Origin of the sequence: Inquilinus ginsengisoli, from assembly GCF_031453975.1 — a bacterium.
Taxonomy (GTDB): Bacteria; Pseudomonadota; Alphaproteobacteria; order DSM-16000; family Inquilinaceae; genus Inquilinus; species Inquilinus ginsengisoli_A.
This window is the reverse complement of sequence record NZ_JAVDPW010000011.1, coordinates 223,342-246,968: the sequence shown is the minus strand read 5'-3', so window position 1 is coordinate 246,968 and position 23,627 is coordinate 223,342. Positions and strand designations below refer to the sequence as shown.

The following is a 23,627-nucleotide window of genomic DNA, read 5'->3' as shown; positions in this document are numbered from 1 at the left end:
CATGCAGAAGCCCTTGCAGCTCTCGTTCAAGAACATCGACGGGTCCGACGCGATGAAGGCGGTCGTGCGTGAGCGCGTGGACCGGCTGGACCGGATGTATCCCAGCCTGATCGGCTGCCGCGTGGTGATCGAGGCGCCGCACCGCAGCGCCCAGGGCAGCCGGCCGCCGCTGGGCATCTCGATCGAGGCCGAGATCCCGGGCAAGCCGATGATCGTGGCCAGGGACGCGGAGGAGCACAGGAGCGCGGCGGACCAGGGCACCATCGTCAACCGCACTTTCGACGTGGTCGAACGCCAGCTGGACGACGCCACCAGGATCGCGCATGGCGAGGTGAAGACGCATGAGGCGGCCGGGGAGAGCGGCAGCGTCACCCGGGTGTTTCCGGAGCAGGGCTATGGCTTCGTCGAGGCCAAGGCGGCCGGCAACCTGTACTTCACCCGCAACGCCGTGGTCGATGGCCGCTTCGACGAGCTGACGGTCGGCACCATCGTGCATCTCACCCTGGCCACCGGCGAAGGCCCGATGGGGCCGCAGGCGAGCTCGATCCGGCTGCTGGGCGCCGACCGCCGCAGCGAATAGCGGCGGGGCCTCCTTGACTTTCAGCTGGGCCGGCGGCGTCATCGGCCGTCGGACCCGGCCCTTGGGCCGAAGGCGAAAGCGATCCGCGGTCCGCCGCAGACTCTGAGGCTCCCCGATGACCGTCTCGCCATTCGATTCCGCCCTGACCGGCCCGCTGCTATCGGATGCCGAGACCGCCGCCCTGTTCACCGACCGGACGGTGCTGCGGACGATGCTGAAGGTCGAGGCGGCGCTGGCCGAGGCGCAGGCGCGCTGCGGCGTGATCGGCGCCGGGGCCGCCAGCGCCATCGCCGCGGCGGCCGGCGCGCTCGACCCCGACCCGGCGGCGCTGGCCGCGCGCACGGCGGAGGACGGCGTGCCGCTGCCGGCCCTGGTCGCCACGCTGCGCCAGGCCGTGGCGGCGTCGGCGGGAGACGAGGCGGCCCAGGCGGTGCATTGGGGTGCCACCAGCCAGGACATCATCGACACCGGCCTGGTGCTGCGGCTGCGCCGGGCGATCGGCATCCTCGACGGCCGGATCGCGGCGCTGGTGACGGCGCTGGCCGGCTTGGCCGACGCCCATCGCGGCACGGTGATGCCGGGCCGCACCCGGTCGCAGCAGGCGACGCCGATTTCCTTCGGCCTCAAGGTCGCCGGCTGGCTGGCGCCGCTGCTGCGCGACCGCGACCGGCTGCGTGAGTTGAAGCCCCGCCTGCTGCTGCTGTCCTTCGGCGGCGCCAGCGGGACGCTGGGTGCGCTGGGCGGGGACGGCATCGCGGTCGAGGCGGCGCTGGCCGAGGTCCTGGACCTCGCCGTGTCGCCGATGCCGTGGCACGCCCAGCGCGACGGCATTGCCGAATTCGCCGGCTGGCTGGCGCTGGTGACCGGAACCTTGGGCAAGATCGGCCGCGACCTGATCCTGCTGGCCCAGAACGAGGTGGCGGAGGTGCGGCCGGGCGCCGGCGGCGGGTCGTCGACCATGCCGCAGAAGTCGAACCCGGTCGGGCCAGAGGCGCTGGTCGCCCTGGCCCGCTTCAACGCCGGCATGGTCGGGCAGTTGCACCACGCGATGCTGCACGAGCATGAGCGCGACGGCGCCGCCTGGCAGATCGAATGGCTGGCCCTGCCGCAGATGCTGGTCGCCACCGGCGCGGCGCTGAACCATGCCGTCGCCCTGTCCGGCAGCTTGAAGGTTGACGCGGTGCGGATGGCGGCGCAGCTGGAAGCGTCGCACGGCCTGCTGCTGGCCGAGGCCGCCAGCTTCGCCCTGTCCGCCCACATGCCGCGGCCGGAGGCGCAGCGGCTGGTGAAGGCGGCGGCGACCCGGGCCACCGCCACCGGCCGCCACCTGTTCGACCTGCTGGCCGAGACCTCCGACGTCCCGGTCGACTGGCCCGCCCTGCGCGACCCCGCCCGCCACCTGGGCGCGGCCGATGCCTTCATCGACCGGGTGCTGGCGGCGGCGGCAGGTTAGGCCGCCTCCTCCCGCCGCTCCGTCACATGGTCGATGATGCCCCAGGCTTTCGCCTCTTCCGCGGTCATGAAGCGGTCGCGGTCCAGGGTGCGCTCGACCTCGTCATAGGTGCGGCCGCAATGCTTGGCGTAGAGCAGGTTCAACTGGCGCTTGAGCTTCACGATGTCCTCGGCATGGCGCTCGATGTCCGAGGCCTGGCCCTGGAAGCCGCCGGAGGGCTGGTGCAGCACCACCCGGGCGTTGGGCAGGGCGATGCGCCGGCCGGGCGCGCCGGCCATCAGCAGGAAGGACCCCATCGATCCCGCCGAGCCCATGCACACGGTCGACACCGGGCTCTTGATATATTGCATCGTGTCGTAGATCGCGAGCCCGCTGCTGACCACCCCGCCGGGCGAGTTGATGTACATCGCGATCTCGCGCCGCGGATCCTCCGATTCCAGGAACAGCAGCTGGGCGCAGACCAGAGCGGAGACGGTGTCGTCGATCGGGCCGTTCAGGAACACGATCCGGTCGCGCAGCATGCGCGAGAAGATGTCGAAGGCGCGCTCGCCGCGGCCCGACTGCTCCACCACCATCGGCACCAGGGACATGGTCATGCCGCCCATCGCAGGCCTCCACCGACCGCGGAGGCCGTGATCCGAGGCCGCATCGGGAGGCGTCGGCCGCCGGAGCACCGCGGCGCCGGCGTGCCCGTCCACAGCGCCGTCGCGCGGGCGCCGATGCGGAAGCCGCTGTGCACCACCCGCAGCCGCGTGCCGCCGGTCGCGGTGTCGGTCAGGGTGAAGGTCACCACCGTGTCCAGCGGCTTGCCGCCGGCATCGCGGTCGCGGCCGCGCCAGCTGTAGCGCAGCAGCCGGTGCGGTTCGGCCGCCAGCACCTCGCAGTCGATCGGCTGCCTCGCACCCGGCCCGTCGCGCAGCGTGAAGCGCTGCCCCGCCTCGGCCCGGATGTCGTTCGGCAGCAGCCAGACGCCGAGCAGCTTCGGCTCGGTCAGCGCCCGCCACACCTTCTCCGGCGGGTGGTCCAGATCACAGTCGACGACGATGTCGTCGGCCCGGTCCTTCAGGTCGGTCATGGGTCCATGTCCTCGAGCAGGGTCTTGAGGCGCGCCACCCGCTCCGGCCAGAAGGCGCGGTAGCGGTCGATCCAGTCGCCGAGCGGGGCCAGGCCTTCCGGCGCCGCCCGGTAATAGGCGAAGCGGCCCTCGCGCCGTTCCGCCACCAGTCCGGCGCGGCGCAGGGCGGCGAGATGCTGCGAGATCGCCGGCTGCGACACGGCGAAGCCGGACTTCAGCTCCGACACACTCATCTCGCCATCGGACAGCCGCTCGAACACGGCACGGCGGGTCGGGTCGGCCAGGGCCTGGAGGATCGCGGTCGCGGTCATGGGAATCATATAAGCCGATACTTATGCGATTCGCAACAATGACCCTCCCATGGTGATGGGAGGGTCGGACGGCGGTGTCAGGCTGGGTGGCGTTGAGGCGTCAGACCGAATGGATCCGCGCATACTCCGTCTTCGCCAGGGCGGCGCGCAGCGTCTGCCGCTCGGCCTCGGTCAGGGCGCGCAGCGGCGGATGCAGCCGGCGCCAGGCGGCGTCGCCATGGATCTCGGCCAGCGTGTCCTTGACCGCGGCGACCAAGGTGACGCTGCTGAGCGCCGCCCGCAGCGCGCCGGCGGCGGCCACCGCGGCCTCCGCCTCCGGGCTGCCGGCCTGGTGGAACGCGATCCGGGCCAGCGGGCCGGTGACATTGGTGGTGGCACTGATGCAGCCGGCGAAGCCGCGCGCCTTCGCCAGGCCCAGCGTGGCCTCGGAGCTGGGGAACACGGCGATGCCGGGAACCCGCTTGGCCAGGTCGGTGGAATAGGCGATGTCGCCGGAGGAATCCTTCAGCCCGGCCAGGGTGCCGGGGTGGCGCTCGGCCAGCCGGGACACCACCTCGATCGGCCACGGCACGCCGGTGTTCTGGGGGATGTGGTAGAGGTAGAGGCCCAGGCCATCGGCGCCGACCTTGCCGATCACCGTGTCGACATAGGCGCCCAGGCTCTCGTCATCGATGCCCTTGTAGTAGAAGGGTGGCAGCAACAGCGCGCCGGCGAAGCCCAGCGCCTTGGCCGTGCCGGTCAGCCGCACCGCATCCTCCAGCGCCGAGGCCCCGGTGCCGACCATGAAGCGGTGCAGCGGCAGGCCGGCCTCGGCCACCGCCTTCATCGCCGCCAGCCGCTGCTCGACCGAGAAGGACGTGGCCTCGCCGGTGGTGCCGAGCAGGTTGACGGCGTCGCAGCCGCCCTCGACGAGCAGCCAGTGGCAATGCGCGATCAGCCGGTCGAGGTCGATGGTGAGATCGTCGCGCAGCGGCGTGGCGGCGGCGGCGATGACGCCGGTCAGTCTCGGCATGGCAGATGTCCTCTCGGGCAAATCGGGGCGCGGCTCATCGCGCGCCCCGGTCGGGAACCAGGAAATCGAAGTCGCAGCCTTCATCGGCCTGGAGCACGCTGTCGTGGAACAGCTTGGCATAGCCGCGCGACGGGGCCGGTTGCGGGGGCGGTGCCGCGGCGGCACGGCGGGCCAGCTCGGCGTCGTCGACCAGCAGGTCGAGGCGCCGGCCGGCGGTGTCCAGGCGAATCAGGTCGCCGGTGCGGACCAGGGCCAGCGGCCCGCCGACCGCTGATTCCGGGGTGATGTGCAGCACGATGGTGCCGAAGGCGGTGCCGCTCATCCGCGCATCGGACAGGCGAACCATGTCCTTGACGCCCTGCTGCGCCAGCTTGCGCGGGATCGGCAGGTAGCCGGCCTCCGGCATGCCCGGCGCGCCCTTCGGCCCGGCGCTGCGCAGCACCAGCACGTCGTCGGCCGTGACGTCGAGATCGGGGTCGTCGACCCGTTCCGTCATGTCCTCGACCGATTCGAACACCACCGCCCGGCCGGTGTGCTGCAGCAGGGCCGGCGTCGCCGCCGACTGCTTGATCACCGCGCCGCGCGGGCACAGATTGCCCTGCAGCACCGCCATGGCGCCTTGGGCCTTCAGCGGGTTGCTGCGCGGCCGGATCACCTCCGCGTCGTGCCATTCGCCCGGCGCCGGCAGGGTGTCGCCCAGGGTGCCGCCGCCGACATTCGGCACGGTCAGGTCCAGCAGGTCGCGGATCTCGGCCAGCAGATGCGGCACGCCGCCGGCATGGTGGAAATGCTCCATGTAGTGCGCGCCGGAGGGCTTGAGGTCGATCAGCACCGGGGTGTCGCGGCCGATCCGGTCGAATTCGGCATAGTCCAGCGGCTGGCCGGCCCGGCCGGCGATGGCGGCGAGATGGACCAGCCCGTTGGTCGACCCGCCGATCGCCTGCAGCGCCACCATGGCGTTGCGGAAGGCGCCCGGCACCAGGATCTCGGACGGGCGCGGGCCACCGGTCACCGCCATCTGCGCCGCTGCCTTGCCGGTGGCCTCGGCGCAGCGGATGCGGTCGGCATGGGTGGCCGGGATCGCCGCACTTCCCGGAAGTGAAAGGCCCATGGCCTCGGTCATGATCGCCATGGTGCTGGCCGTGCCCATCACCATGCAGGTGCCGACCGACGGGGCCAGCCGGCCGTTCACCGTCTCGATCTCCACCTCGTCGATCTCGCCGGCGCGATGACGGCCCCACAGCCGCCGGCAATCGGTGCAGGCGCCCAGCACCTCGCCCTTGTGGTGGCCCACCACCATCGGCCCGACCGGCAGCACGATCGCCGGCAGGTCGGCGCTGGCCGCCGCCATGATCTGGGCCGGCAAGGTCTTGTCGCAGCCGCCGATCAGGACCACCGAATCCATCGGCTGGGCCTTGATCATCTCCTCCGTGTCCATCGCCATCAGGTTCCGCAGGAACATGCTGGTGGGATAGGCGAAGGATTCGGCGATCGAGATGGTGGGGAACACCATCGGCATGCCGCCGGCCAGCATCACCCCGCGCTTCACCGCCTCGATCAGCGCCGGCACGTTGCCGTGGCACGGGTTGAAGTCGCTGTAGGTGTCGGTGATGCCGATGATCGGCCGGTCCAGCGCATCGTCGGAATAGCCCATGGCCTTGATGAAGGCCTTGCGCAGGAATAAGGAGAAGCCGGGATCGCCGTAGCTGGTCAGGCCCTTCCGCAGGCCACGCTGTACCATGGGGCATCCTTCCGACTGGATATCGGCCCAAGGCCGATGGCCGGCGGACGATCCGCGCGGCCGCCCTACCCTAGCCCGCGGCGAAGGATTGTCAATAATCGTACAAAGCTACCTTGGGTTCCGCTCGGGCTCGCCGGAATCCCGCCGTGATTATTGACAATCATCGAGAGGCCGGGTTCTCATCCGGCCAACATCGCAAGCGGGGTTTCCGAATGACTGCCCAGCGCCTCAGGATCGGCCTCGTCGGCGCCGGCTGGGTCAGCCGCCATCACCTGCTGGGCTGGCAGGCGCAGGCGCGGCGGGCCCAGGTGGTGGCGATCGCCGACCCGTCGCGGGAAAGCCGGGTCGCCCGGGTCGAGGCCTTCGGCATCGAGCGCAACTTCCCCGATCTGCGGACCATGCTGGACACCGTTCCGCTCGACGCCCTCGACATCTGCGCCCCGCGCGAGACCCATGTCGAGCTGGTGACGCTGGCGGCGGAGCGCGGCCTGCCGGTCCTGTGCCAGAAGCCGCTGGCCCCGGTGCTGGCCGAGGCCGAGGCGCTGGTCCGGGCGGTCGACGGCCGCGTCAAGCTGATGGTGCATGAGAACTGGCGGTTCCGGCCCTATTACCGCCAGGCCCGGCGCTGGATCGAGGAAGGCCGCATCGGCAAAGTGCGGCAGGCGCGGATGGACCTGCTGAGCAGCGGCATGATCGCCGACGCCGACGGGGCGCGGCCCGCCCTGGTGCGCCAGCCCTTCTTCGCCGGGCTCGACCGGCTGCTGGTGATGGAGATCCTGATTCACCACATCGACACGCTGCGCTATCTGCTGGGCCCCCTGACGCTGGCGGCCTCGGCGATCGGGCGCAGCACGGCGGAGCTGCGCGGCGAGGACAGCGCCTTGCTGATGCTGCGCAGCGCGGACGGCACCGCGATTCTGGCCGGCAACCTGGCGGCTTACGGCCACGGGCCGGTGCTGACCGACCGGGCGGAGTTCCTGGGCGATGCCGGCGCGATCACGCTGCGCGACGGGGTGCTGGCCCTGGCCGGAGCGCAGCCGGAGAGCATCGCCTACGACCTGGTCGAGGCCTACCAGACCGCCTATGACGACGCGATCGGGCATTTCCTGGACGGGCTGGAGACCGGCGCGCCGTTCGAGACCGGCCCGGCCGACAACCTCGAGACGCTGCGTCTGGTCGAGGCCGTCTATGCGGCCGCCCGGCCCTAGCCCACGATGACCGAGACCATGGCCTATGGCGGCAAGGAGGCCGCGATCGTCCGGGCGCTGGAGGAGGACATCATCTTCGGCCGGCTGCCGCCCGGGACGCGGCTGGTCGAGGACGTGCTGCTGGCCCGCTTCCCGGTCACCCGCCACTTCATCCGCCAGGCGCTGTACCAGCTGGAGCGGCTGGGCGTGGTCACCCGCGAGCGCAACAAGGGTGCCATGGTGCGGTCGCTGACGCCGGACGAGGTGCGCCAGATCTACGCGGTGCGCGAGCTGCTGCAGCGCCAGGCGGCGCTGGCCATCCCCCTGCCCGCCCCGGCCGAGCTGATCGCCCGGCTGCTCGACATCCAGACGGAATATGAAGGCCATGTCGCGCGCGGCTTCCTGCGCGGCGTGCACGAGTGCAACGACCGCTTCCACCTGACCCTGTTCGGCGCCTGCGGCAACGACTACCTCGTCGCCTCGATCGAGCACTACATGCGGCTGAGCCTGCCGGTCCGGGCCAAGACCCTGGCCGACGGGACGATGTTGGAGGTGTCGCGCGGCCACCACCGGATGATGATCGAGATGCTGAAGGGCCGGGACAACTGGGCGCTGGCGCAGCTGTGCGTCGACCACCTCCAGCCCAGCAAGCTCGACTACCTCTCTCTGGCCGGGCAGCGCCCGGACAAGGAGCCGCCGCCGGACGACGCCGCCTGACGCTCAGCCGGCCGCCTCGTCGCGATACAGCGCCGCCACCCGGCGGGCGCGGTCGGCCAGGGCCTGGCGCAGGGCCGGCGGATCCAGCACCTCGATCCCGTCGGCGAAGCCGAGCAGCAGGCCGGCGGCGTGGTCGATGCCCTCGATCGGCACCGTCGCCTGGCGCCATCCCGCCGCGTCCGGCGGCGCCTGCCGCACCGCCTCCGCCGCATCGGCGCCGAGGCGGTCGAGCCCCGGCAGCGCCGCCGGCGACACACGCAGCACCGCCTCGGCCCGCCGCAGCTCGCGCTCGAAGCGCTGCAGCGTGCCGCGCCAATGCGCCGCCAGGTCGAAGCCGGCGGGGTGATCGAAGCCCTCCTCCAGCATGTCGAGGTCCAGCACCTTGGCGACCTTGTAGGTGCGGATGTCGCGATCGATCCGGGCCATCAGGTACCAGGTGGCGGCCTTGAGCACGAGGCCGAGCGGATCGACCGTCCGCCGCACCGTGGCCGACCAGCTTTCGTAGCGGATGACCAGGCGCCGCTGCCGCCACACCGCCTGCGCGATCGCCTGCAGATGCGGCGGCGGCGGCGCGGTGCGGCGATACCAGTCGACCGGGTCGAGATGGAAGCGGTCGCCGACCCGCGTCGCCCCCTCGCCCGCCGCCGCCGGCACCGCCGCGAGTAGCTTGAGCCGCGCCATCGCCAGCGGCTCGGCCAGGCCCAGCTCGGCCGCCGGCCCCGGCAGGCCCGCCAGCAGCAGGGTCTCGGCCTCGCCCGACGTCATCCCGGTCAGCTTGGTGCGGTAGCCGTCGAGCAGCTGGAAGCCGCCTCCCGGACCCCGATCGGCATAGACCGGGACGCCGGCGGCGCTGAGTTCGTCGATGTCGCGATAGACCGTCCGCACCGACACCTCGAACTCCTCCGCCAGCGCCTGCGCGGTCAGGCGGCCACGCGATTGCAGCAGGAGCAGGATCGACAGCAGGCGGTTGGCGCGCATGAACCCAATATAGCCGAAAAAATCCTGACACGAGATGTCAGGATGTGGGCCTCATGCTCCTCCCGTTCACATCCAACGGGAGACGGTCATGTCCGCCTTGTTCACCAAGCCCGCCATCACCACCGACCAGGCTTCGACCACCGCGCCGCGCGACGGCCGCGACGATTTCGACTGGCTCGCCGGGCGCTGGGCGGTGTCGCACCGCAAGCTGCGCAAGCGCCTGGCCGGCGACACCCATTGGGACGAGTTCGCCGGCCAATGCGAGATGCGGCAGATCGTCGGCGGCCTGGCCAATGTCGACGACAACCTCCTGGAGCAGCCGTCCGGCACCTATCGCGGCGGGGCGCTGCGGCTGTTCGACCCGGTGGAGAAGCTGTGGTCGATCTGGTGGATCGACAGCCGGATCCCCGGCCTGGACACGCCGGTGCGGGGCCGGTTCGAGAACGGCGTCGGCACCTTCGTCGCCGAAGATACCTGGGAGGGCCGGCCGATCGTGGTCCGCTTCATCTGGTCGGAGATCGCGGAGCGCTCGGCGCGCTGGGAGCAGGCGTTCTCGACCGATGCCGGCGCGACCTGGGAAACCAACTGGATCATGCGCTTCGACCGCGTCGGTTGATCCCGGATCGCAACCCACAGGAGACGACGATGCCGGCATTGTTCGCCAGATCCGACACCGCCGCGGCGGAGATCCCGCACGACGGCCGCCATGATTTCGACTGGCTCGACGGCCGTTGGTCGGTGTCGCACCGCAAGCTGCGCAAGCGCCTGGTCGGCGACACCGACTGGGCCGAATTCGACGGCTGGAGCGAGGTGCGGCCGATCGTCGGCGGCCTGGCCCATGCCGACGACAACCTGCTGGAGACCCCGGCCGGGCCCTATCGCGGCGGCGGGCTGAAGCTGTTCGACCCCGCGACCCGGCTGTGGTCGATCTGGTGGATCGACAGCCGCTTCCCCACCCTGGAGCCGCCAGTGCAGGGCCGGTTCGAGGCCGGGATCGGCACCTTCCTGGGCGACGACAACTGGGAGGGCACGCCGATCATCGTCCGCTACATCTGGTCGGAGATCACGGAACGGTCGGCACGCTGGCAGCAGGCATTCTCGACCGATGCCGGCGCGAGCTGGGAGACCAACTGGGACATGCGGTTCACCCGGATCGCCGCCTGACCGGCGCCGCCCGGGCATGGCAGCCCGGCGGAATATTCTGTGCAACGGTCGCGTGATGGTCCAGAACCCGGGAAACGAGCCCGGCGGACGGAGACGAGACCGGAATGGACGAGACGACGATCGACCGCGCGGCGATGGGGCGCTTGGCCAAGGCCGTGGCCTTCATCTGCGGCCCGGAGCATGCGACCACCGTGGCCCTCAAGGCCGCGGCGGACAGCGGCACCGAGCGCGACATCAAGAAGGCCCGGGCACTGTTCCTGAAGCTGAAGCCGAGCGACCGCCGCGCCGCCCTGGCGATGCTCGCCGACTGAGTCCGCGGCCGGCGCGGCGCGCGACCCCTGAGGTCGCCCGCCACGCCGGCCGCGGTTCGGGTCAGGCCACCAGCGTGGCGTCCAGGGTGATCTGGGCGTTGAGCACCTTCGACACCGGGCAGCCGGCCTTGGCCTTGGCGGTCAGCGCTTCGAAGGTCGCCTGGTCGGCGCCGGGGATCTTGGCCGTCAGCGTCAGGTGCACGGCGGTGATGGCGAAGCCGTCATCGACCTTCTCCAGCGTGACCACCGCCTTGGTGTCCAGCCGGTCGGCCTTCAGATTGGCCTCGCCCAGGATCAGCGACAGCGCCATCGAGAAGCAGCCGGCATGGGCGGCGCCGATCAGCTCCTCCGGGTTGGTGCCCGGCTGACCGTCGAACCGGCTGGCGAAGCCGTAGGGGTATTCCTTCAGCGCGCCGCTCTCGGTGGAAATGGCGCCCTTGCCGTCCTTGAGGCCACCCTGCCAGATGGCGGATCCGGATTTCTTCATGGTCGCTCTCCTCGATCGATCGTCAGAAGGCGTTGGGGAAAATTGCGGTGCGGGGCCTTCGGCATCCCGCCCCTGCTGAACACCCCCAAGCACCCCGATGTGCCATATCGGGTCAAGATGAATTATCGACGCGGAAGAGACCCCGCCCACGCGCCGCCGGTGCCCGGGCGGGCATGCGCCGAACAGCTGATCAGCCCCGCGCCGTCGGGGCCGATCGGGCCAGGCCGCCGAAGGCGTCGAGCAGCCGGTCGCGCCAGGCCGAGACCGGATCGTCGGGCTCCAGCAGTTCGACATCGCTGATGCAGCGGGCCCACATCAGCATGCCGAACACGCAGTAATCGGCATAGGCGGGCGCCGGCCCGGCGATGAAGGCATCCCCGGCCAGGGCCCGCCGCAGCGGCTGCAGCGCCCGGCGGAACGCCGCGAGATTGGCCGGCCGGTCGGCGACGACATCCTCCAGCGCCTGGCCGAACCGCTGCTCCCGCGAGGTGCGGAAATAGTCGCGGTCGGCCGCGTGCACGCGGCCATGGACATCGGCCACGATGATCCGCGCGATCGCCGGGGACAGCACGGTGTCGGCCCAGCCATTGACGAAGCGCGCCAGCGGCATCGCCCCGTTACCCCCGAACAGCGACGGCCGGTCCGGGAAGCGCTGCTCCAGATGCAGCGCGATCGCCCAGGAATCCGTGACCGTCTCGCCGTCATGCACCAGCACCGGGACCATGCCCTGGCCGGAGAAGGCGATGGCCGCCTTCTCGGTGAAGCGCCAGGGCACGCGCTCGGCCTCCAGCCCCTTGTGCGCCAGGGCCATGCGGGTCTTCCAGCAGTGCGGGCTGAAGCGTAGCGCGGCGTCGGCCGCGGCGAGCTCGTAGAGGGTCAGCGCGGCGGTCGCCATGGTCAGGCGCGGCCCGACACTGTCGTGGCCGACTGGCCAAACAGCACCGACTTCGATTCAGCCGTGACGGTCGGCACGGTGTTGATCTCCGCGGCGATCTCATAGGCGCGGACCACTGCCGGCCGGGCCGCCATGGCGGCGAACCAGCGGGCGACATTCGGGAAATCCTCGAGCCGCTGCTGCTGCCGCTGATAGGGCACGATCCAGGGATAGATCGCGATATCCGCCACCGAGTATTCGCCGGCGACGAACTCCCGATCGGCCAGCCGGCGGTCGAGCACGCCGTAGAGCCGCCCGGTCTCCTTGACGTAGCGCTCGGTGGCATAGGGGATGCGCTCCGGCGCATAGGCCGAGAAATGGTGGTTCTGCCCGGCCATCGGGCCGAGGCCGCCCATCTGCCAGTACAGCCACTGCAGTACTTCGAACCGCGCGCGCGGCGCCTTGGGCAGCAGGCGGCCGGCCTTGTCGGCGAGGTATTCCAGGATGGCGCCGGATTCGAAGATCGAGATCGGCGCGCCGCCTTCCGCCGGGTCGTGATCGACGATGGCGGGGATGCGGTTGTTCGGGGCGATCGCCAGGAAGTCGGGCTTGAACTGGTCGCCGGTCGAGATGTTCACCGGCACGATGCGGTAGGGCAGCCCCAGCTCCTCCAGCGCGATCGTCACCTTGTGGCCGTTGGGCGTGGTCCAGTAGTGCAGGTCGATCATCGCCATGTCCTTGCAGGCGGGGTAGCCGTCGGGGAGTCGATCGGCTATGTTTGACATCAACGTCAAATTTGACACCATTGTCAAGAATGATCCGAGGCGACCATGGCCGGTGTCCGGCAGTTCGATGAAGGCGAGATGCTTGCGGGTGCGTTGGAGGTGTTCTGGCGCAAGGGCATGCGGGCGACCACGATGGCCGACCTGGCGGAGGCCACCGGCGTGCAGCGCGGGTCGCTGTACAACGCCTATGGCGGCAAGGAGGACATCTTCCTGCTGGCCTTCGACGGCTATGTCGCCCGGTTCCTGGCCTCGGCCGCGGAGGCCCTGGCCGCGCCGGACCCGCGGGATGGGCTGAAGGCGCTGTTCGCCTTCACCATCGCCAGCATGACCAACGGAACGCCCGCCCGCGGCTGCCTGAGCACCAAGACAGCGACGGAGGCCGCCCTGGACGACCCGCGGGTGCGGGACCGGCTACGGGGCATGCTGGACGCGCTGCACCGCATCATCGCCGCGGCGCTATCGGCCGCGCCGGACCGGCTGGCGGTGACGCCGGGCGATCACCCGTGCCGGGTGACGCCGGATCAAGCCGCCGACCTGGTCGTCACCTTCACCCGCGGCCTCGCGGTGATGGAGCGGGTCTACCAGGACTCGGCCCATCTGCAGCGGATCGCCGACGCGCTGGTGGGGACGCTGTTCCGGGCCCCCTGACCTGGGCCGGGCGCAGGCTCGCGACGGGCTGGCCGAGGGTGCGGCAAAAAGGTAAGCCTTGGCCATCGTCCGAGCCTGAAAGCCAAGACCGATGTCCCAGCCCCCGAAAGCCCCGCAGATCCGCGTCGCCGTCATCGGCGCCGGCAACCGCGGCATCGAAGCCTATGGCGACTACATCCGCCGCCGGCCGGACATGGCGCGGATCGTCGCCATCGCCGACCCCCGGGCCGACCGGCTGCAGGACGCCGCCGCCCGCCACGGGCTTGGCCCCGAGCACCTCTACGCCGACTGGCGCGACCTGCTGGAGCGCGAGACCGGGCTGGACGCGGTGCTGATCACCACGCCGGACACGCTGCATCTGGAGCCGGCCCTGGCCGCCATCCGCCGCGGGCTGGGCATCCTGCTGGAGAAGCCGATCTCGCCGACCGAGGAGGAGACGCGGATCCTGGCGGAGGCCGCGCGGGAAAGCGGCGCCGACATCACCGTCGCCCATGTGCTGCGCTACACGGCGTTCTTCTCGCGGATCAAGGAGATCCTGGAGCGCGGCACCATCGGCCGGCTGGTGACGCTGCGCCAGACCGAGCACATCGGCTACTGGCACTTCGCCCACAGCTTCGTGCGCGGCAACTGGCGGCGCGAGGCGGAGTCGAGCCCGCTGATCCTGGCCAAGACCTGCCACGACCTGGACATCGTCCGCTGGCTGGTCGGGGCGCCCTGCACCGAGCTGTCCTCGGTCGGGTCGCTGGCCCATTTCCGGCGCGAGAACGCGCCCGACGGGTCGACCGACCGCTGCGACGACGGCTGCAAAGTCGAGCGCAGCTGCCCCTACTCCGCCCAGCGCATCTATCTCGAGAAGTTCAAGCCGGGCAATGGCTGGCCGCACACGGTGCTGAGCCTCGACACCTCGTCCGACGGCATCCTGGCGGCGCTGCAGGACGGCCCCTATGGCCGCTGCGTCTATCGCTGCGACAACGACGTGGTCGACAACCAGGTGGTGGCGATGCGCTTCGCCAACGGGGTCAGCGCCACGCTGAATGTCAGCGCCTTCACCGCCGACAACACCCGGACCTTGCACCTGATGGGCACCCATGGCGAGATCGCCGGGAACCTGGAGAAGAACGAGATCGTGGTGACCGACTTCCGCACCGACGATGTCACCACCATCCGGCTGGGCATGACCATGGTGGGCCGCCATGCCGGCGGCGACGACCGGCTGATGGCGGAGTTCCTGGGCCGGCAGGTCCAGCGCCGCGGCCGTAGCCAGGTCAATGTCGCCCTGGCCTCGCTGGAGGAATCGCTCGACAGCCACTTCATGGCCTTCGCCGCCGAACGCTCGCGCCGCACCGGCACCGTGGTCCGGCTGTGACGGGACGGGCGTGAGCGACGGCACGGTGGGCGGGGCGGAGACGCGGCCGGACCATGGCCGGCTGCGCGCCGTGGCCGCCCTGTCGGCGCATTATGGGGTCAGCGGCATCCTGACGCCGTATCTGCCGGTGTGGCTGGCGGCGAGCGGGCTGGCGGCCGATGCGGTCGGCTGGACCATGGCCTCAAGCTTCGCCCTGCGCGCGCTATGCATCCTCGCCTTCGGCACGGTGGCGACGCTGCTGCTGCCCGCCGGCACCCTGGCGGCCGGCGCCGCCTTCACCGCGGCGCTGGTGCTGCTGGGCGCGGCGCTGATCGCCGACCCCGCCACCATCGGCCTGCTCTCGATCGTCGTCGTCGGGCTGATCTACGGGTCGATCCCGCTGATCGAGAGCTTCGCCAACACCGTGGCGCTGCGCAGCGGCCATGGCTATGGCCGGATGCGGTCCTGGGGGTCCTTCGCCTTCATGCTGGGCAATCTCGGCATGGGCGCGCTGCTGCTGCTGCCGAACGGCATCGCCCTGCTGCCCTTCGTCGCCGCCGGCCTGCTGGCCTGCCTCGGCCTGTCGGTGCTGGGCCCGTCCTGGCAGCCGCCGGCGCAGCGCATCGACCCGCGCGCCGCGGCTTCGGCCCTGGCCGTGGCCGCGCCGATGCTGATGCCGTCGCTGCTGCTGCAGGCCTCGCACGCCTTCTACTATTCCTTCGGCACCATCTGGTGGATCGACCATGGCGTCGCCCAGGGCAGCACCGGCCTGATCTGGGGCGCCGCCGTCGCCGCCGAGATCGTGGTCTACCGCTATGCCGCCCGGCGGCTGGAGCGGATCCCGCCGGCCACGCTGCTGGCGATCTGCTGCCTGGTGGCGATGGGCCGTTGGCTGCTGCTGGCCTTCGATCCGCCCTTCGTCCTGATCGTGGTCAGCCAGGTCGGCCACGCCATGACCTTCGGCGGCGCCTATCTCGTGGCCCAGACCGTGATCCGCACCCGGATCCGGCCCGAGTTGCACTACATGGCCCAGGCCGGCTACGCCTTCCTGATGGCCTTCGTCGGCTTGGCCGGCACCACCGCCCTGATCCCCTGGGCGCTGCGCGTCACCGGCGCCGAACCCTGGCTGCTGATGGCCGGCATCGCCGCCGCGGCGCTGGCCTGGCTGGGCGTCGCCCGCCTCGTCGCCCCGGCGCCCACGCCCGCGCCTTAAAACGGCCCGAGTCACCGGGCAGCTTTCTCGCATCGGCGAAGCAGGATACAACAGCGCCCGCCTGCCCTTCCCACCATCGCAAAGCGGACCGCGTGCCTGCCTCCGATCTGTCCCCGACCCGAGCCCTTGTCCGCCTCGGCGCCTTCTGTCAGCGCCATGCGCTGTGGGTGATCGGCGCGGCGCTGGTTCTGTCGGTCTGCGCCGTGCTGGTGGTGATGCGGCATCTGTCGATCAACACCGACACCGGCACGCTGATCGACCCCAACCTGCCCTGGCAGCAGGACAACGCGGCCCTGGACGCGGCCTTCCCGCAGAATCGCGGCCTGCTGGCCATCGTGATCGACGGCCAGACGCCGGAGCTGGCCGATTCGGCGGCGTCCCAGCTGACCGCCGCCCTGATCGCCGAGCCGTCGCTGTTCACCACCGCCCGGCGGCCGGATGGCGGGCCGTTCTTCGACCAGAACGGCATCCTGTTCCTGTCGACCAAGGAGGTCCAGCAGACCGCGGACGACGTCATCGCCGCCCAGCCGCTGCTCGGCGGCCTAGCCGCGGACCCGACGCTGCGCGGGCTGCTCGGCGTCATCGACCTGGTGCTGCAGGGCATCCAGAACGGCCAGGCCCAGCGGTCGCAGTCGCAGGAGGCCTTCGGCCGCATGGCGGCGACGATCGACGCCAACCTGGCCTCGGCCCATGTGGTCCAGCCGCTATCCTGGCAGTCGCTGCTGTCCTCGGGGCCGCCGTCGCCGCGGGCGCTGCGGCGCTTCGTCCTGGCCCAGCCGGTGCAGGATTACGGCGCGCTGCAGCCCGGCAAGAAGGCCACCGACTTCGTCCGCGCCACGGCGGAGAAGCTGCATCTGACCCCGGATTACGGCGTCACCGTGCGGCAGACCGGCAACATCGCGATCAATGACGACCAGTTCGCCTCGGTCAGCGAGGGCATCGGCGTGTCGACCACCCTGGCGGTGGTGCTGGTGCTGGGGCTGCTGCTGCTGGCCCTGCGCTCGGTGACCATGACCGCCGCGATCATGATCACGCTGTTCGTCGGCCTGCTGATGACCGCGGCCTTCGCCGCCCTGACCGTCGGTGCGCTGAACCTGATCTCGGTCGCCTTCGCCGTGCTGTTCGTCGGCATCGCCGTCGATTTCGGCGTCCAGCTCTGCGTCGCCTTCCGGGCCGAGCGCAGCCACGCCCCGGACGCCCGGGCCGCCACCAGCGCCGCCATCCGCCGGATCGGCGGCGCCCTGGTGCTGGCCTCGCTGGCCGCGGCCAGCGGCTTCTTCGCCTTCCTGCCGACCGCCTATCGCGGCGTCTCCGAACTCGGGCTGATCGCCGGCTTCGGCATGCTGATCGCCGTGGCGCTGAACCTGACCCTGCTGCCGGCCCTGCTGGCACTGCTGCCGGTGCGGGCCGAGCGCCGGGAGGTCGGCTGGACGACGCTGGCGCCGGTCGACCGCTTCCTGCTGGCGCATCGTCGCCTGGTGATGGCCGGCGGCGTGGTGGTGGCACTGGGCGCGCTGGCGCTGCTGCCGCGGCTGAGCTTCGACTTCAACCCGCTCAACCTGGTGGATCCGCGCACCGAATCGGCATCGACGATGCTGGAGCTGATGCATGATCCGCTGACCACGCCGAACACCATCGACGTCCTGACCCCGTCGGTCGAGGCCGCGGCGGCGCTGACGCCCCAGCTGGAGAAGCTGCCGGAGGTGGCGAACGTGCTGTCGCTGAACAGCTTCGTCCCCGCCGACCAGCCGGAGAAGCTGGCGATCCTGTCGGACCTCGCTTTGCTGATCGGCCCGACCCTGGACACGCCCGCCGCCACGACCCCACCCACCGACGACGCACTGCGCGCGGCGGCCGCCAAGACCGCGGCGACGCTGCGGCAGATCGCCCCGGAGCCGGACAGCCCGGAACGGCGGCTGGCCGACGGGCTGGACCGCCTGTCCAAGGCGGATGCCGCGACCCTGGCGCGGGTCGGCGAGGCGCTGCTGGTCCACCTGCCGCTGACGCTGGACCGGCTGCGGCTGATCCTGTCGGTGCAGCCGGTCGCGCTGGCCGACCTGCCGAAGGACCTGAAGGAGAGCTGGGTCGCCCCCGACGGCCAGGCCCGGCTGTCGGTCTTCCCCAAGGGCAATGCCGCGGACAATGCCGTGATGGAGCGCTTCGTCGACGCGGTGCTCGCGGTCGCGCCGCATGCCACCGGGACGGCGGTGACGATCCAGCAGTCCAGCCGCACCATCGTCGGCGCCTTCATCACAGCCGGCATCCTGGCGACCGCGATGATCGCGCTGCTGCTGGCGGTCACGCTGCGCCGGCTGCGCGACGTGCTGCTGGCGCTGGTGCCGCTGATGCTGGCCGGGCTGCTGACCCTGGCCACCACCGTCGTCATCGGCCTGCCGATCAACTTCGCCAACATCATCGCCCTGCCGCTGCTGCTGGGCATCGGCGTCGCCTTCGACATCTACTTCGTGATGAACTGGCGCGCCGGGCGCGGCAATCCGCTGCAGTCCAGCACCACCCGCGCGGTCGTGTTCAGCGCCCTGACCACGGCCTCGGCCTTCGGCAGCCTGTGGCTTTCACCCCACCCTGGAACTGCCGGGATGGGAGAGCTGTTGTCGATCGAGCTGGGCTATACGCTGCTGGCCGTGCTGGTGTTCATGCCGGCGCTGCTGGGCCCGGTGGCCACGACCCGGGGGAGTCGCGAATCATGAAGCCCATCTTCACACGCCGTGCCGATCATGGCCGCTGACCGGAACGGCGCGACGCGCCTAGCCTCGGCACCACCCGGAGCGAGGCGTTTCGCTCTAAGGTTGTTGCCCGACAATTGGCGGGATACTATTCACAATGTGTTAATCTTTCCGTTGCGATCCCGGCCTCGCGCCAGATTGCGGCAGAGCACGTGCGAAACCGTCGATCCCAATGGCGGTCCGTTACGTATAGATCATCGACTTTTTGATTGTGCTTACGGGATCGAACCGGACATGCCGACGCGCTCACGTGGATCCTCTCGCCCCTTCGCCTTCGGCGTCGCCGCCCTCCTCGCCGCGACGGCGTTGAGCGGCTGCGCCACGCCGCCGACAGACCCGGTCCAGCGGGCCGAGTTCGACCGGATCAACGATCCGCTCGAGCCGATGAACCGCACCATCTTCGACATCAACCAGGCGATCGACAAGAATGCGATCCGCCCGGTGGCGATCGCCTATCGCGACGTGGTGCCCGAATTCGCCCGTGACGGCCTGCACAACGCGATGCGGAATTTCGGCGAGCCGGTGGTGTTCCTGAACAAGGTGCTGCAGGGCGATCCCGGCGCGGCTGGCAAGACGCTGCTGCGGTTCCTGGCGAATTCCACCTTCGGCCTCGGCGGCCTGTTCGACGTCGCCACCCCGCGCGGCGTGACCCACCAGCCGGCCGGCGATTTCGGCGCGACGCTGTACAGCTGGGGCATCGGCGAAGGCCCCTATCTGGTGCTGCCGCTGCTCGGCCCGTCCAACCCGCGCGACACGGTCGGCTTCGCGGTCGATTCGGTCAGCAGCCCCTGGGGCTACATCGTCAACATCCCGACCGAGGCGAGCGTCGGCATGTTCGTGGCCAAGGGCATCGACATCCGGTCGCGCACGGTCGATGCCAGCGACGAGCTGGAGCGCAACTCGGTCGACTACTATGCGACGCTGCGCAGCGTGTTCCGGCAGTACCGCCAGGCCGAGCTCGACGGCAACAAGGCCCCGGCCGACGGCGATCTCTACAACGACCCGGCCGCCGGCGCCGGTGGCGGCACCTTGCCGTCGTCCCAGCTGCCGACCATTCCCTGACCAGGCCGTCCCGGCGGAGGCATCGCCTCCGCCGGAAACCGGCCGGGGATCACTTTTTCGGCGTCAGCTCGACGATCTTGCTTTCGATCATCTTGACCAGCCCATCGCCGCCGCCGCTGCGCAGCGTCGCCCCGAAATCGGAGCGGTAGTTGGCGAGTTGGCTGATGGTGCCGTTCAGATACACGTCGATGATCTGCCAGCTCGGCCCGTTGGCCCGCAGGCGGTAGTTCAGCGCCACCGCGCCGCCATTGGCCATGACCAGCTTGGTCGCGACCACCTGGTCGCCGCCGGTGACCGACGTGGCGGCGGCGCTTTCAAACTTCTCACCGTTATAGCCGGCGAAGCGGGCGGCATAGGTCGTGATGCTGAAGCGGCGGAACACGTCGACGATCTTCTGCTGCTGGTCCGGCTTCAGGGACGCCCAGTCCGGACCGACGGAGATCCGCGCCATCAGCGGCAGGTTGAACACCTGGTCGAGCACCGGAGCGAGCTTCTGATAACGGCCCTGGAACCCCAGCGAATCGGCATTCTTCATGACGTCGAGCAGGGCTTGGTCGAGGGTGTCGATGACCTGGCGCGGCGAGGTGGCCGCCGCGGCCTGCTGGGACGCCGCCGGTGCTGCGGCGAGCGGAAGCGGGAGCAGCAGCGCGAGGGCCACGGCGAGGCGGGGAAGGACAGGCGAGCGCATGGTCTTCTTCCGATCTGGGACGGTTGTGGACGGTCGCCACCGAAGTTCACGAAGCGGTTTAGCCAACCAATGATGGTTTCAACCCGGCCTCGTGCCGAGAAGTTCCGAGCGCCGTGAGCGCCGTCGCCACGATGTGGGCGGCGTTCAACGCCGCGGCTTCGTACTGGGCGGCCGGCGTGTCGTGGTCGATGAAGCGGTCGGGCAGCACCATCGGCCGGATCTTCAACCCGGCGTCGAGCGCCCCGCTGACCGCGAGATGGTGCAGCACATGTGACCCGAAGCCGCCGATCGCGCCTTCCTCGATCACGATCAGCACCTCGTGCTCACGGGCCAGCCGATCGACCAGCGCGGCGTCCAGCGGCTTGGCGAATCGGGCGTCGGCGACCGTGGTGCGCAGGCCGAGCGCGTCCAGCTCCTCCGCCGCCTTCAGGCTCTCCTGCAGCCGGGTGCCGAGGCTGAGGATGGCGATCGGGCCGCCGCCCTCGCGGATGATTCGGCCGCGGCCGATCTCCAGCGGCTCGCCCCGCGCCGGCAACGCGGCACCGGTGCCCTCGCCGCGGGGATAGCGCACCGCCGAGGGCCGGTCGTCGATCGCCGCCGCGGTCGCGACCATGTGCATCAGCTCGGCCTCGTCGGCCGGCGCCATGATCACGATGCCCGGCACCATGCCGAGATAGCCGATGTCGAAGCTACCGGCATGGGTGGCGCCGTCGGCGCCGACCAGCCCGGCCCGGTCGATGGCGAAGCGGACCGGCAGCGACTGGATGGCGACGTCGTGGATCACCTGGTCGTAGGCGCGCTGCAGGAAGGTCGAATAGATCGCGCAGAACGGCTTCATCCCCTCCGCCGCCAGGCCGGCGGCGAAAGTGACCGCATGCTGCTCGGCGATGCCGACATCGAAGGTGCGGTCGGGGAAGCGCTTGGCGAAGGCATCGATGCCGGTGCCCGAGGGCATCGCGGCGGTGATGCCGACCACCAGCGGGTCCGCCTCGGCCTCGGCCACCAGGGCGCGGCCGAACACCGCGGTGTAGCTGGGCGCGGCCGGCGTCGCCTTGACCTGGGTGCCGGTGACCACGTCGAACCTGGCGACGGCGTGCAGCTTGTCCGCGGTCTGGGCGGCCGGAGCGTAGCCATGGCCCTTCTCGGTCACGACATGGACCAGGATCGGCCCCGGGTCGCGCCAGTCGCGCACATTGCGCAGCACCGGCAGCAGGTGGTCGAGATTGTGCCCGTCGATCGGGCCGACATAGGAAAAGCCCATCTCCTCGAACAACGTGCCGCCGGTGACGAAGCCGCGGGCATACTCCTCGGCCTTCTTCGCCGCCCGGGCCACCGGCGACGGCATCATGGCGGTGACATCACGCACCAGGTGCCGCAGCGAGCGGTAGGGTCGCGACGAGATCAGCCGCGACAAATACGCGCTCATGGCCCCCACCGGCGGCGCGATCGACATGTCGTTGTCGTTGAGCACGACGATCAGCCGCGACGCCATCGCCCCGGCATTGTTCATCGCCTCATAGGCCATCCCGGCGCTCATCGACCCGTCGCCGATCACGGCGATGACGTTGCGCTGCTCGCCCTTCGCGTCGCGGGCCACGGCCATGCCGAGCGCGGCGGAGATCGAGGTCGAGCTGTGGGCGGCGCCGAACGGGTCGTATTCGCTCTCCGACCGCCGGGTGAAGCCGGACAGCCCGCCGCCCTGACGCAATGTGCGAATACGGTCCCGCCGGTCGGTCAGGATCTTGTGCGGGTAGGCCTGGTGCCCCACATCCCAGATCAGCCGGTCGTTCGGCGTGTCGAACACGGCATGCAGGGCGACGGTCAGCTCGACCACGCCGAGGCCGGCGCCGAGATGACCGCCGGTGACCGAGACGGCATCCAACAGCTCGGTGCGCAGCTCGTCCGCGATCTGCTTGAGCGCGTCGTCGTCATTGAGGTTGCGGAGGCTGGCAGGTCCCTGAAGCTGATCGAGGAGCGGTGTTCGACTATCCGTCCCGGGTCGTCCCATCAAACGTCGCTCCCAAATCTCCTCGGCGGAGGCATCGTCCCGATATCGCGCTCCGGCGGCCTACAGAGTAAGCACATCTGCGGGTGGCGAGCAATTTGACGATTGGCAAGAGGGCATCTCCGTTGCGGTTCCGTCATGGTCACGCGTAGTGACACACGAAGTTGACGCGTTGTATGTTTCAAATGAGAGCGATTCACTCTGGCGTCCCCCTGCTTCCAAGCCAGACCCAAAGGTGCCGTATGCGGATCATCTTGGCCCAACCCCGAGGCTTTTGCGCCGGCGTTGAGCGAGCCATAGAAATTGTCGAGCGGGCGTTGGAGATCTACGGCCAGCCCGTGTATGTCCGCCACGAGATCGTGCACAACCGGCACGTGGTCGAGAGCCTGCGCGCCAAGGGCGCCCGGTTCGTCGACGAGCTCGACGAGGTTCCGGCCGGCAGCATCACGATCTTCAGCGCGCATGGTGTCGCCCAGGCGGTCGAGGCGGATGCCGAGCAGCGGGGGCTGCAGGTGATCGACGCCACCTGCCCGCTGGTCTCGAAGGTCCATATCGAGGGCCGGCGTTATGCGGCACAGGATCGCACCGTCATCCTGATCGGCCATGCCGGCCACGCCGAGGTCGAGGGCACCACGGGGCAGATCCCCGGCGGCGTGACCCTGATCTCGTCGGTCGAGGATGTGGCCACGCTGCAGGTGCCGGACCCGGACAAGGTGTCCTACATCACCCAGACCACGCTGAGCGTCGACGACACCAAGGCCGTCATCGACGCGCTGAAGGTCAAGTTCCCGGCGATCGTCGGGCCGGACACCAGGGACATCTGCTACGCCACCCAGAACCGCCAGGGCGCGGTGCGGGAACTGGCGCAGATCGTCGATGTCCTCTTGGTGATCGGGGCCCGCAACAGCTCCAATTCCAATCGGCTGCGCGAGATCGGCGACGAGCTCGGCGTGCCGAGCTACCTGATCGACGACGCCTCGGGCCTGGACCCGGAATGGCTGGTCGGCAAGAATACCGTCGGCGTCACCGCCGGCGCCTCCGCACCGGACAGCCTGGTGCAGGAACTCGTCGAAACTCTGCAACGCTTCGGTGAGGTCGAGGTCTCGACCCTGCAGGGCGTCGCCGAAAACATCCGCTTCCGCCTGCCCTCCCAGTTGACCGTGCCGGTCCCTGCCGAGTAGGCAGGGCCGCACGGCCTGGGTTTCGGCTGAAAGTCTGTGAAGGTCCCATGGGTATTCCGCTTCAAC

General features: G+C 70.3%; 24 protein-coding genes. 13 read left to right on the top strand and 11 right to left on the bottom strand.

The features are described 5' to 3' along the window. Nucleotide 1 precedes the first annotated feature (1 nt). A complete protein-coding gene (locus E9232_RS29150; RefSeq protein WP_309800211.1) occupies nt 2-580 on the top strand; it encodes an HPF/RaiA family ribosome-associated protein in 579 nt (192 codons plus the stop codon). A gap of 115 nt (nt 581-695) precedes the next feature. Beyond that, the gene (locus E9232_RS29145; protein WP_309800210.1) at nt 696-2,033 is read left to right on the top strand and encodes a 3-carboxy-cis,cis-muconate cycloisomerase; all 1,338 of its coding nucleotides are present in this window, start codon (nt 696-698) and stop codon (nt 2,031-2,033) included. Here E9232_RS29145 and E9232_RS29140 read toward each other — a convergent pair. The 5 genes from E9232_RS29140 to E9232_RS29120 all read right to left on the bottom strand — a co-directional run bounded on the left by E9232_RS29140 (nt 2,030) and on the right by E9232_RS29120 (nt 6,172). Then, nucleotides 2,030-2,638 (bottom strand): ATP-dependent Clp protease proteolytic subunit, encoded by a 609-nt coding sequence (locus E9232_RS29140; RefSeq protein WP_309800209.1) that lies wholly within the window; start codon nt 2,636-2,638, stop codon nt 2,030-2,032. The two genes, E9232_RS29145 and E9232_RS29140, sit on opposite strands and share 4 nt — an antisense overlap. Continuing rightward, nucleotides 2,626-3,108 carry an SRPBCC family protein gene (locus E9232_RS29135; protein ID WP_309800207.1) on the bottom strand — a complete coding sequence of 161 codons (483 nt, stop codon included), beginning with the start codon at nt 3,106-3,108 and terminating at the stop codon, nt 2,626-2,628. The genes E9232_RS29140 and E9232_RS29135 overlap by 13 nt, the downstream gene beginning before the upstream one ends. Next, nucleotides 3,105-3,419 carry an ArsR/SmtB family transcription factor gene (locus E9232_RS29130; protein ID WP_309800205.1) on the bottom strand — a complete coding sequence of 105 codons (315 nt, stop codon included), beginning with the start codon at nt 3,417-3,419 and terminating at the stop codon, nt 3,105-3,107. Before E9232_RS29130 ends, E9232_RS29135 begins: the two co-directional genes overlap by 4 nt. 100 nt (nt 3,420-3,519) lie before the next feature. Then, nucleotides 3,520-4,431: a dihydrodipicolinate synthase family protein gene (locus tag E9232_RS29125; protein ID WP_309800202.1), complete on the bottom strand. Its 912-nt coding sequence runs from the start codon at nt 4,429-4,431 to the stop codon at nt 3,520-3,522. Nucleotides 4,432-4,465: 34 nt separating this feature from the next. Further along, nucleotides 4,466-6,172 (bottom strand): IlvD/Edd family dehydratase, encoded by a 1,707-nt coding sequence (locus E9232_RS29120; RefSeq protein WP_309800199.1) that lies wholly within the window; start codon nt 6,170-6,172, stop codon nt 4,466-4,468. Nucleotides 6,173-6,384: 212 nt separating this feature from the next. On the opposite strand from E9232_RS29120, the gene E9232_RS29115 reads away from it, so the two are divergent. Together E9232_RS29115 and E9232_RS29110 are read left to right on the top strand one after the other, a co-directional pair. Beyond that, the gene (locus E9232_RS29115; protein ID WP_309800197.1) at nt 6,385-7,380 is read left to right on the top strand and encodes a Gfo/Idh/MocA family protein; all 996 of its coding nucleotides are present in this window, start codon (nt 6,385-6,387) and stop codon (nt 7,378-7,380) included. A 6-nt stretch (nt 7,381-7,386) separates the two neighbouring features. Next, nucleotides 7,387-8,076, top strand: a complete 690-nt coding sequence (locus E9232_RS29110; protein WP_309800196.1) for a GntR family transcriptional regulator — start codon at nt 7,387-7,389, stop codon at nt 8,074-8,076. 3 nt (nt 8,077-8,079) lie between these two features. Here the strand turns inward: E9232_RS29110 and E9232_RS29105 are convergent, their stop codons facing one another. After that, nucleotides 8,080-9,054 carry a helix-turn-helix transcriptional regulator gene (locus E9232_RS29105; protein ID WP_309800194.1) on the bottom strand — a complete coding sequence of 325 codons (975 nt, stop codon included), beginning with the start codon at nt 9,052-9,054 and terminating at the stop codon, nt 8,080-8,082. Between the two features lie 88 nt (nt 9,055-9,142). Here E9232_RS29105 and E9232_RS29100 point away from each other — a divergent pair, with 88 nt between their 5' ends. From E9232_RS29100 to E9232_RS29090, 3 genes are all read left to right on the top strand, one after another. Next, nucleotides 9,143-9,670: a DUF1579 domain-containing protein gene (locus E9232_RS29100; RefSeq protein ID WP_309800193.1), complete on the top strand. Its 528-nt coding sequence runs from the start codon at nt 9,143-9,145 to the stop codon at nt 9,668-9,670. Between the two features lie 29 nt (nt 9,671-9,699). Next, nucleotides 9,700-10,218 carry a DUF1579 domain-containing protein gene (locus E9232_RS29095; RefSeq protein ID WP_309800192.1) on the top strand — a complete coding sequence of 173 codons (519 nt, stop codon included), beginning with the start codon at nt 9,700-9,702 and terminating at the stop codon, nt 10,216-10,218. 104 nt (nt 10,219-10,322) lie between these two features. Then, nucleotides 10,323-10,529 (top strand): hypothetical protein, encoded by a 207-nt coding sequence (locus E9232_RS29090; protein ID WP_309800191.1) that lies wholly within the window; start codon nt 10,323-10,325, stop codon nt 10,527-10,529. 61 nt (nt 10,530-10,590) lie between these two features. Here the strand turns inward: E9232_RS29090 and E9232_RS29085 are convergent, their stop codons facing one another. The 3 genes from E9232_RS29085 to E9232_RS29075 all read right to left on the bottom strand — a co-directional run bounded on the left by E9232_RS29085 (nt 10,591) and on the right by E9232_RS29075 (nt 12,618). Further along, nucleotides 10,591-11,016, bottom strand: coding sequence for an OsmC family protein (locus E9232_RS29085; RefSeq protein WP_309800189.1), 426 nt, complete (start codon nt 11,014-11,016; stop codon nt 10,591-10,593). Nucleotides 11,017-11,206: 190 nt separating this feature from the next. Further along, nucleotides 11,207-11,911 carry a glutathione S-transferase family protein gene (locus tag E9232_RS29080; protein ID WP_309800186.1) on the bottom strand — a complete coding sequence of 235 codons (705 nt, stop codon included), beginning with the start codon at nt 11,909-11,911 and terminating at the stop codon, nt 11,207-11,209. Between the two features lie 2 nt (nt 11,912-11,913). Then, a complete protein-coding gene (locus E9232_RS29075) occupies nt 11,914-12,618 on the bottom strand; it encodes a glutathione S-transferase N-terminal domain-containing protein (protein WP_309800184.1) in 705 nt (234 codons plus the stop codon). Nucleotides 12,619-12,720: 102 nt separating this feature from the next. Between E9232_RS29075 and E9232_RS29070 the strand changes: the two genes are divergently transcribed. The 5 genes from E9232_RS29070 to E9232_RS29050 all read left to right on the top strand — a co-directional run bounded on the left by E9232_RS29070 (nt 12,721) and on the right by E9232_RS29050 (nt 19,687). Further along, on the top strand, nt 12,721-13,323 hold the full coding sequence (locus E9232_RS29070) for a TetR/AcrR family transcriptional regulator (RefSeq protein ID WP_309800183.1): 603 nt from the start codon (nt 12,721-12,723) through the stop codon (nt 13,321-13,323). Nucleotides 13,324-13,414: 91 nt separating this feature from the next. Then, complete coding sequence (locus tag E9232_RS29065; protein ID WP_309800181.1) at nt 13,415-14,689, top strand: Gfo/Idh/MocA family oxidoreductase; 1,275 nt, start codon at nt 13,415-13,417, stop codon at nt 14,687-14,689. A gap of 10 nt (nt 14,690-14,699) precedes the next feature. Beyond that, nucleotides 14,700-15,881, top strand: coding sequence for an MFS transporter (locus E9232_RS29060; protein ID WP_309800180.1), 1,182 nt, complete (start codon nt 14,700-14,702; stop codon nt 15,879-15,881). Between the two features lie 92 nt (nt 15,882-15,973). Next, entirely contained in the window at nt 15,974-18,589 is a 2,616-nt protein-coding gene (locus tag E9232_RS29055) for an MMPL family transporter (protein ID WP_309800178.1), read from the top strand. 270 nt (nt 18,590-18,859) lie between these two features. Then, on the top strand, nt 18,860-19,687 hold the full coding sequence (locus E9232_RS29050; protein ID WP_309800176.1) for an MlaA family lipoprotein: 828 nt from the start codon (nt 18,860-18,862) through the stop codon (nt 19,685-19,687). Between the two features lie 49 nt (nt 19,688-19,736). On the opposite strand, the gene E9232_RS29045 is transcribed toward E9232_RS29050, so the two are convergent. Both E9232_RS29045 and dxs read right to left on the bottom strand, forming a co-directional pair. After that, complete coding sequence (locus tag E9232_RS29045) at nt 19,737-20,375, bottom strand: ABC transporter substrate-binding protein (protein ID WP_309800173.1); 639 nt, start codon at nt 20,373-20,375, stop codon at nt 19,737-19,739. A gap of 58 nt (nt 20,376-20,433) precedes the next feature. Further along, nucleotides 20,434-22,383: a 1-deoxy-D-xylulose-5-phosphate synthase gene (gene dxs / locus E9232_RS29040; protein WP_309800168.1), complete on the bottom strand. Its 1,950-nt coding sequence runs from the start codon at nt 22,381-22,383 to the stop codon at nt 20,434-20,436. Nucleotides 22,384-22,622: 239 nt separating this feature from the next. On the opposite strand from dxs, the gene ispH reads away from it, so the two are divergent. Next, the gene (ispH, locus tag E9232_RS29035) at nt 22,623-23,561 is read left to right on the top strand and encodes a 4-hydroxy-3-methylbut-2-enyl diphosphate reductase (protein ID WP_309800166.1); all 939 of its coding nucleotides are present in this window, start codon (nt 22,623-22,625) and stop codon (nt 23,559-23,561) included. Nucleotides 23,562-23,627 lie beyond the last annotated feature (66 nt).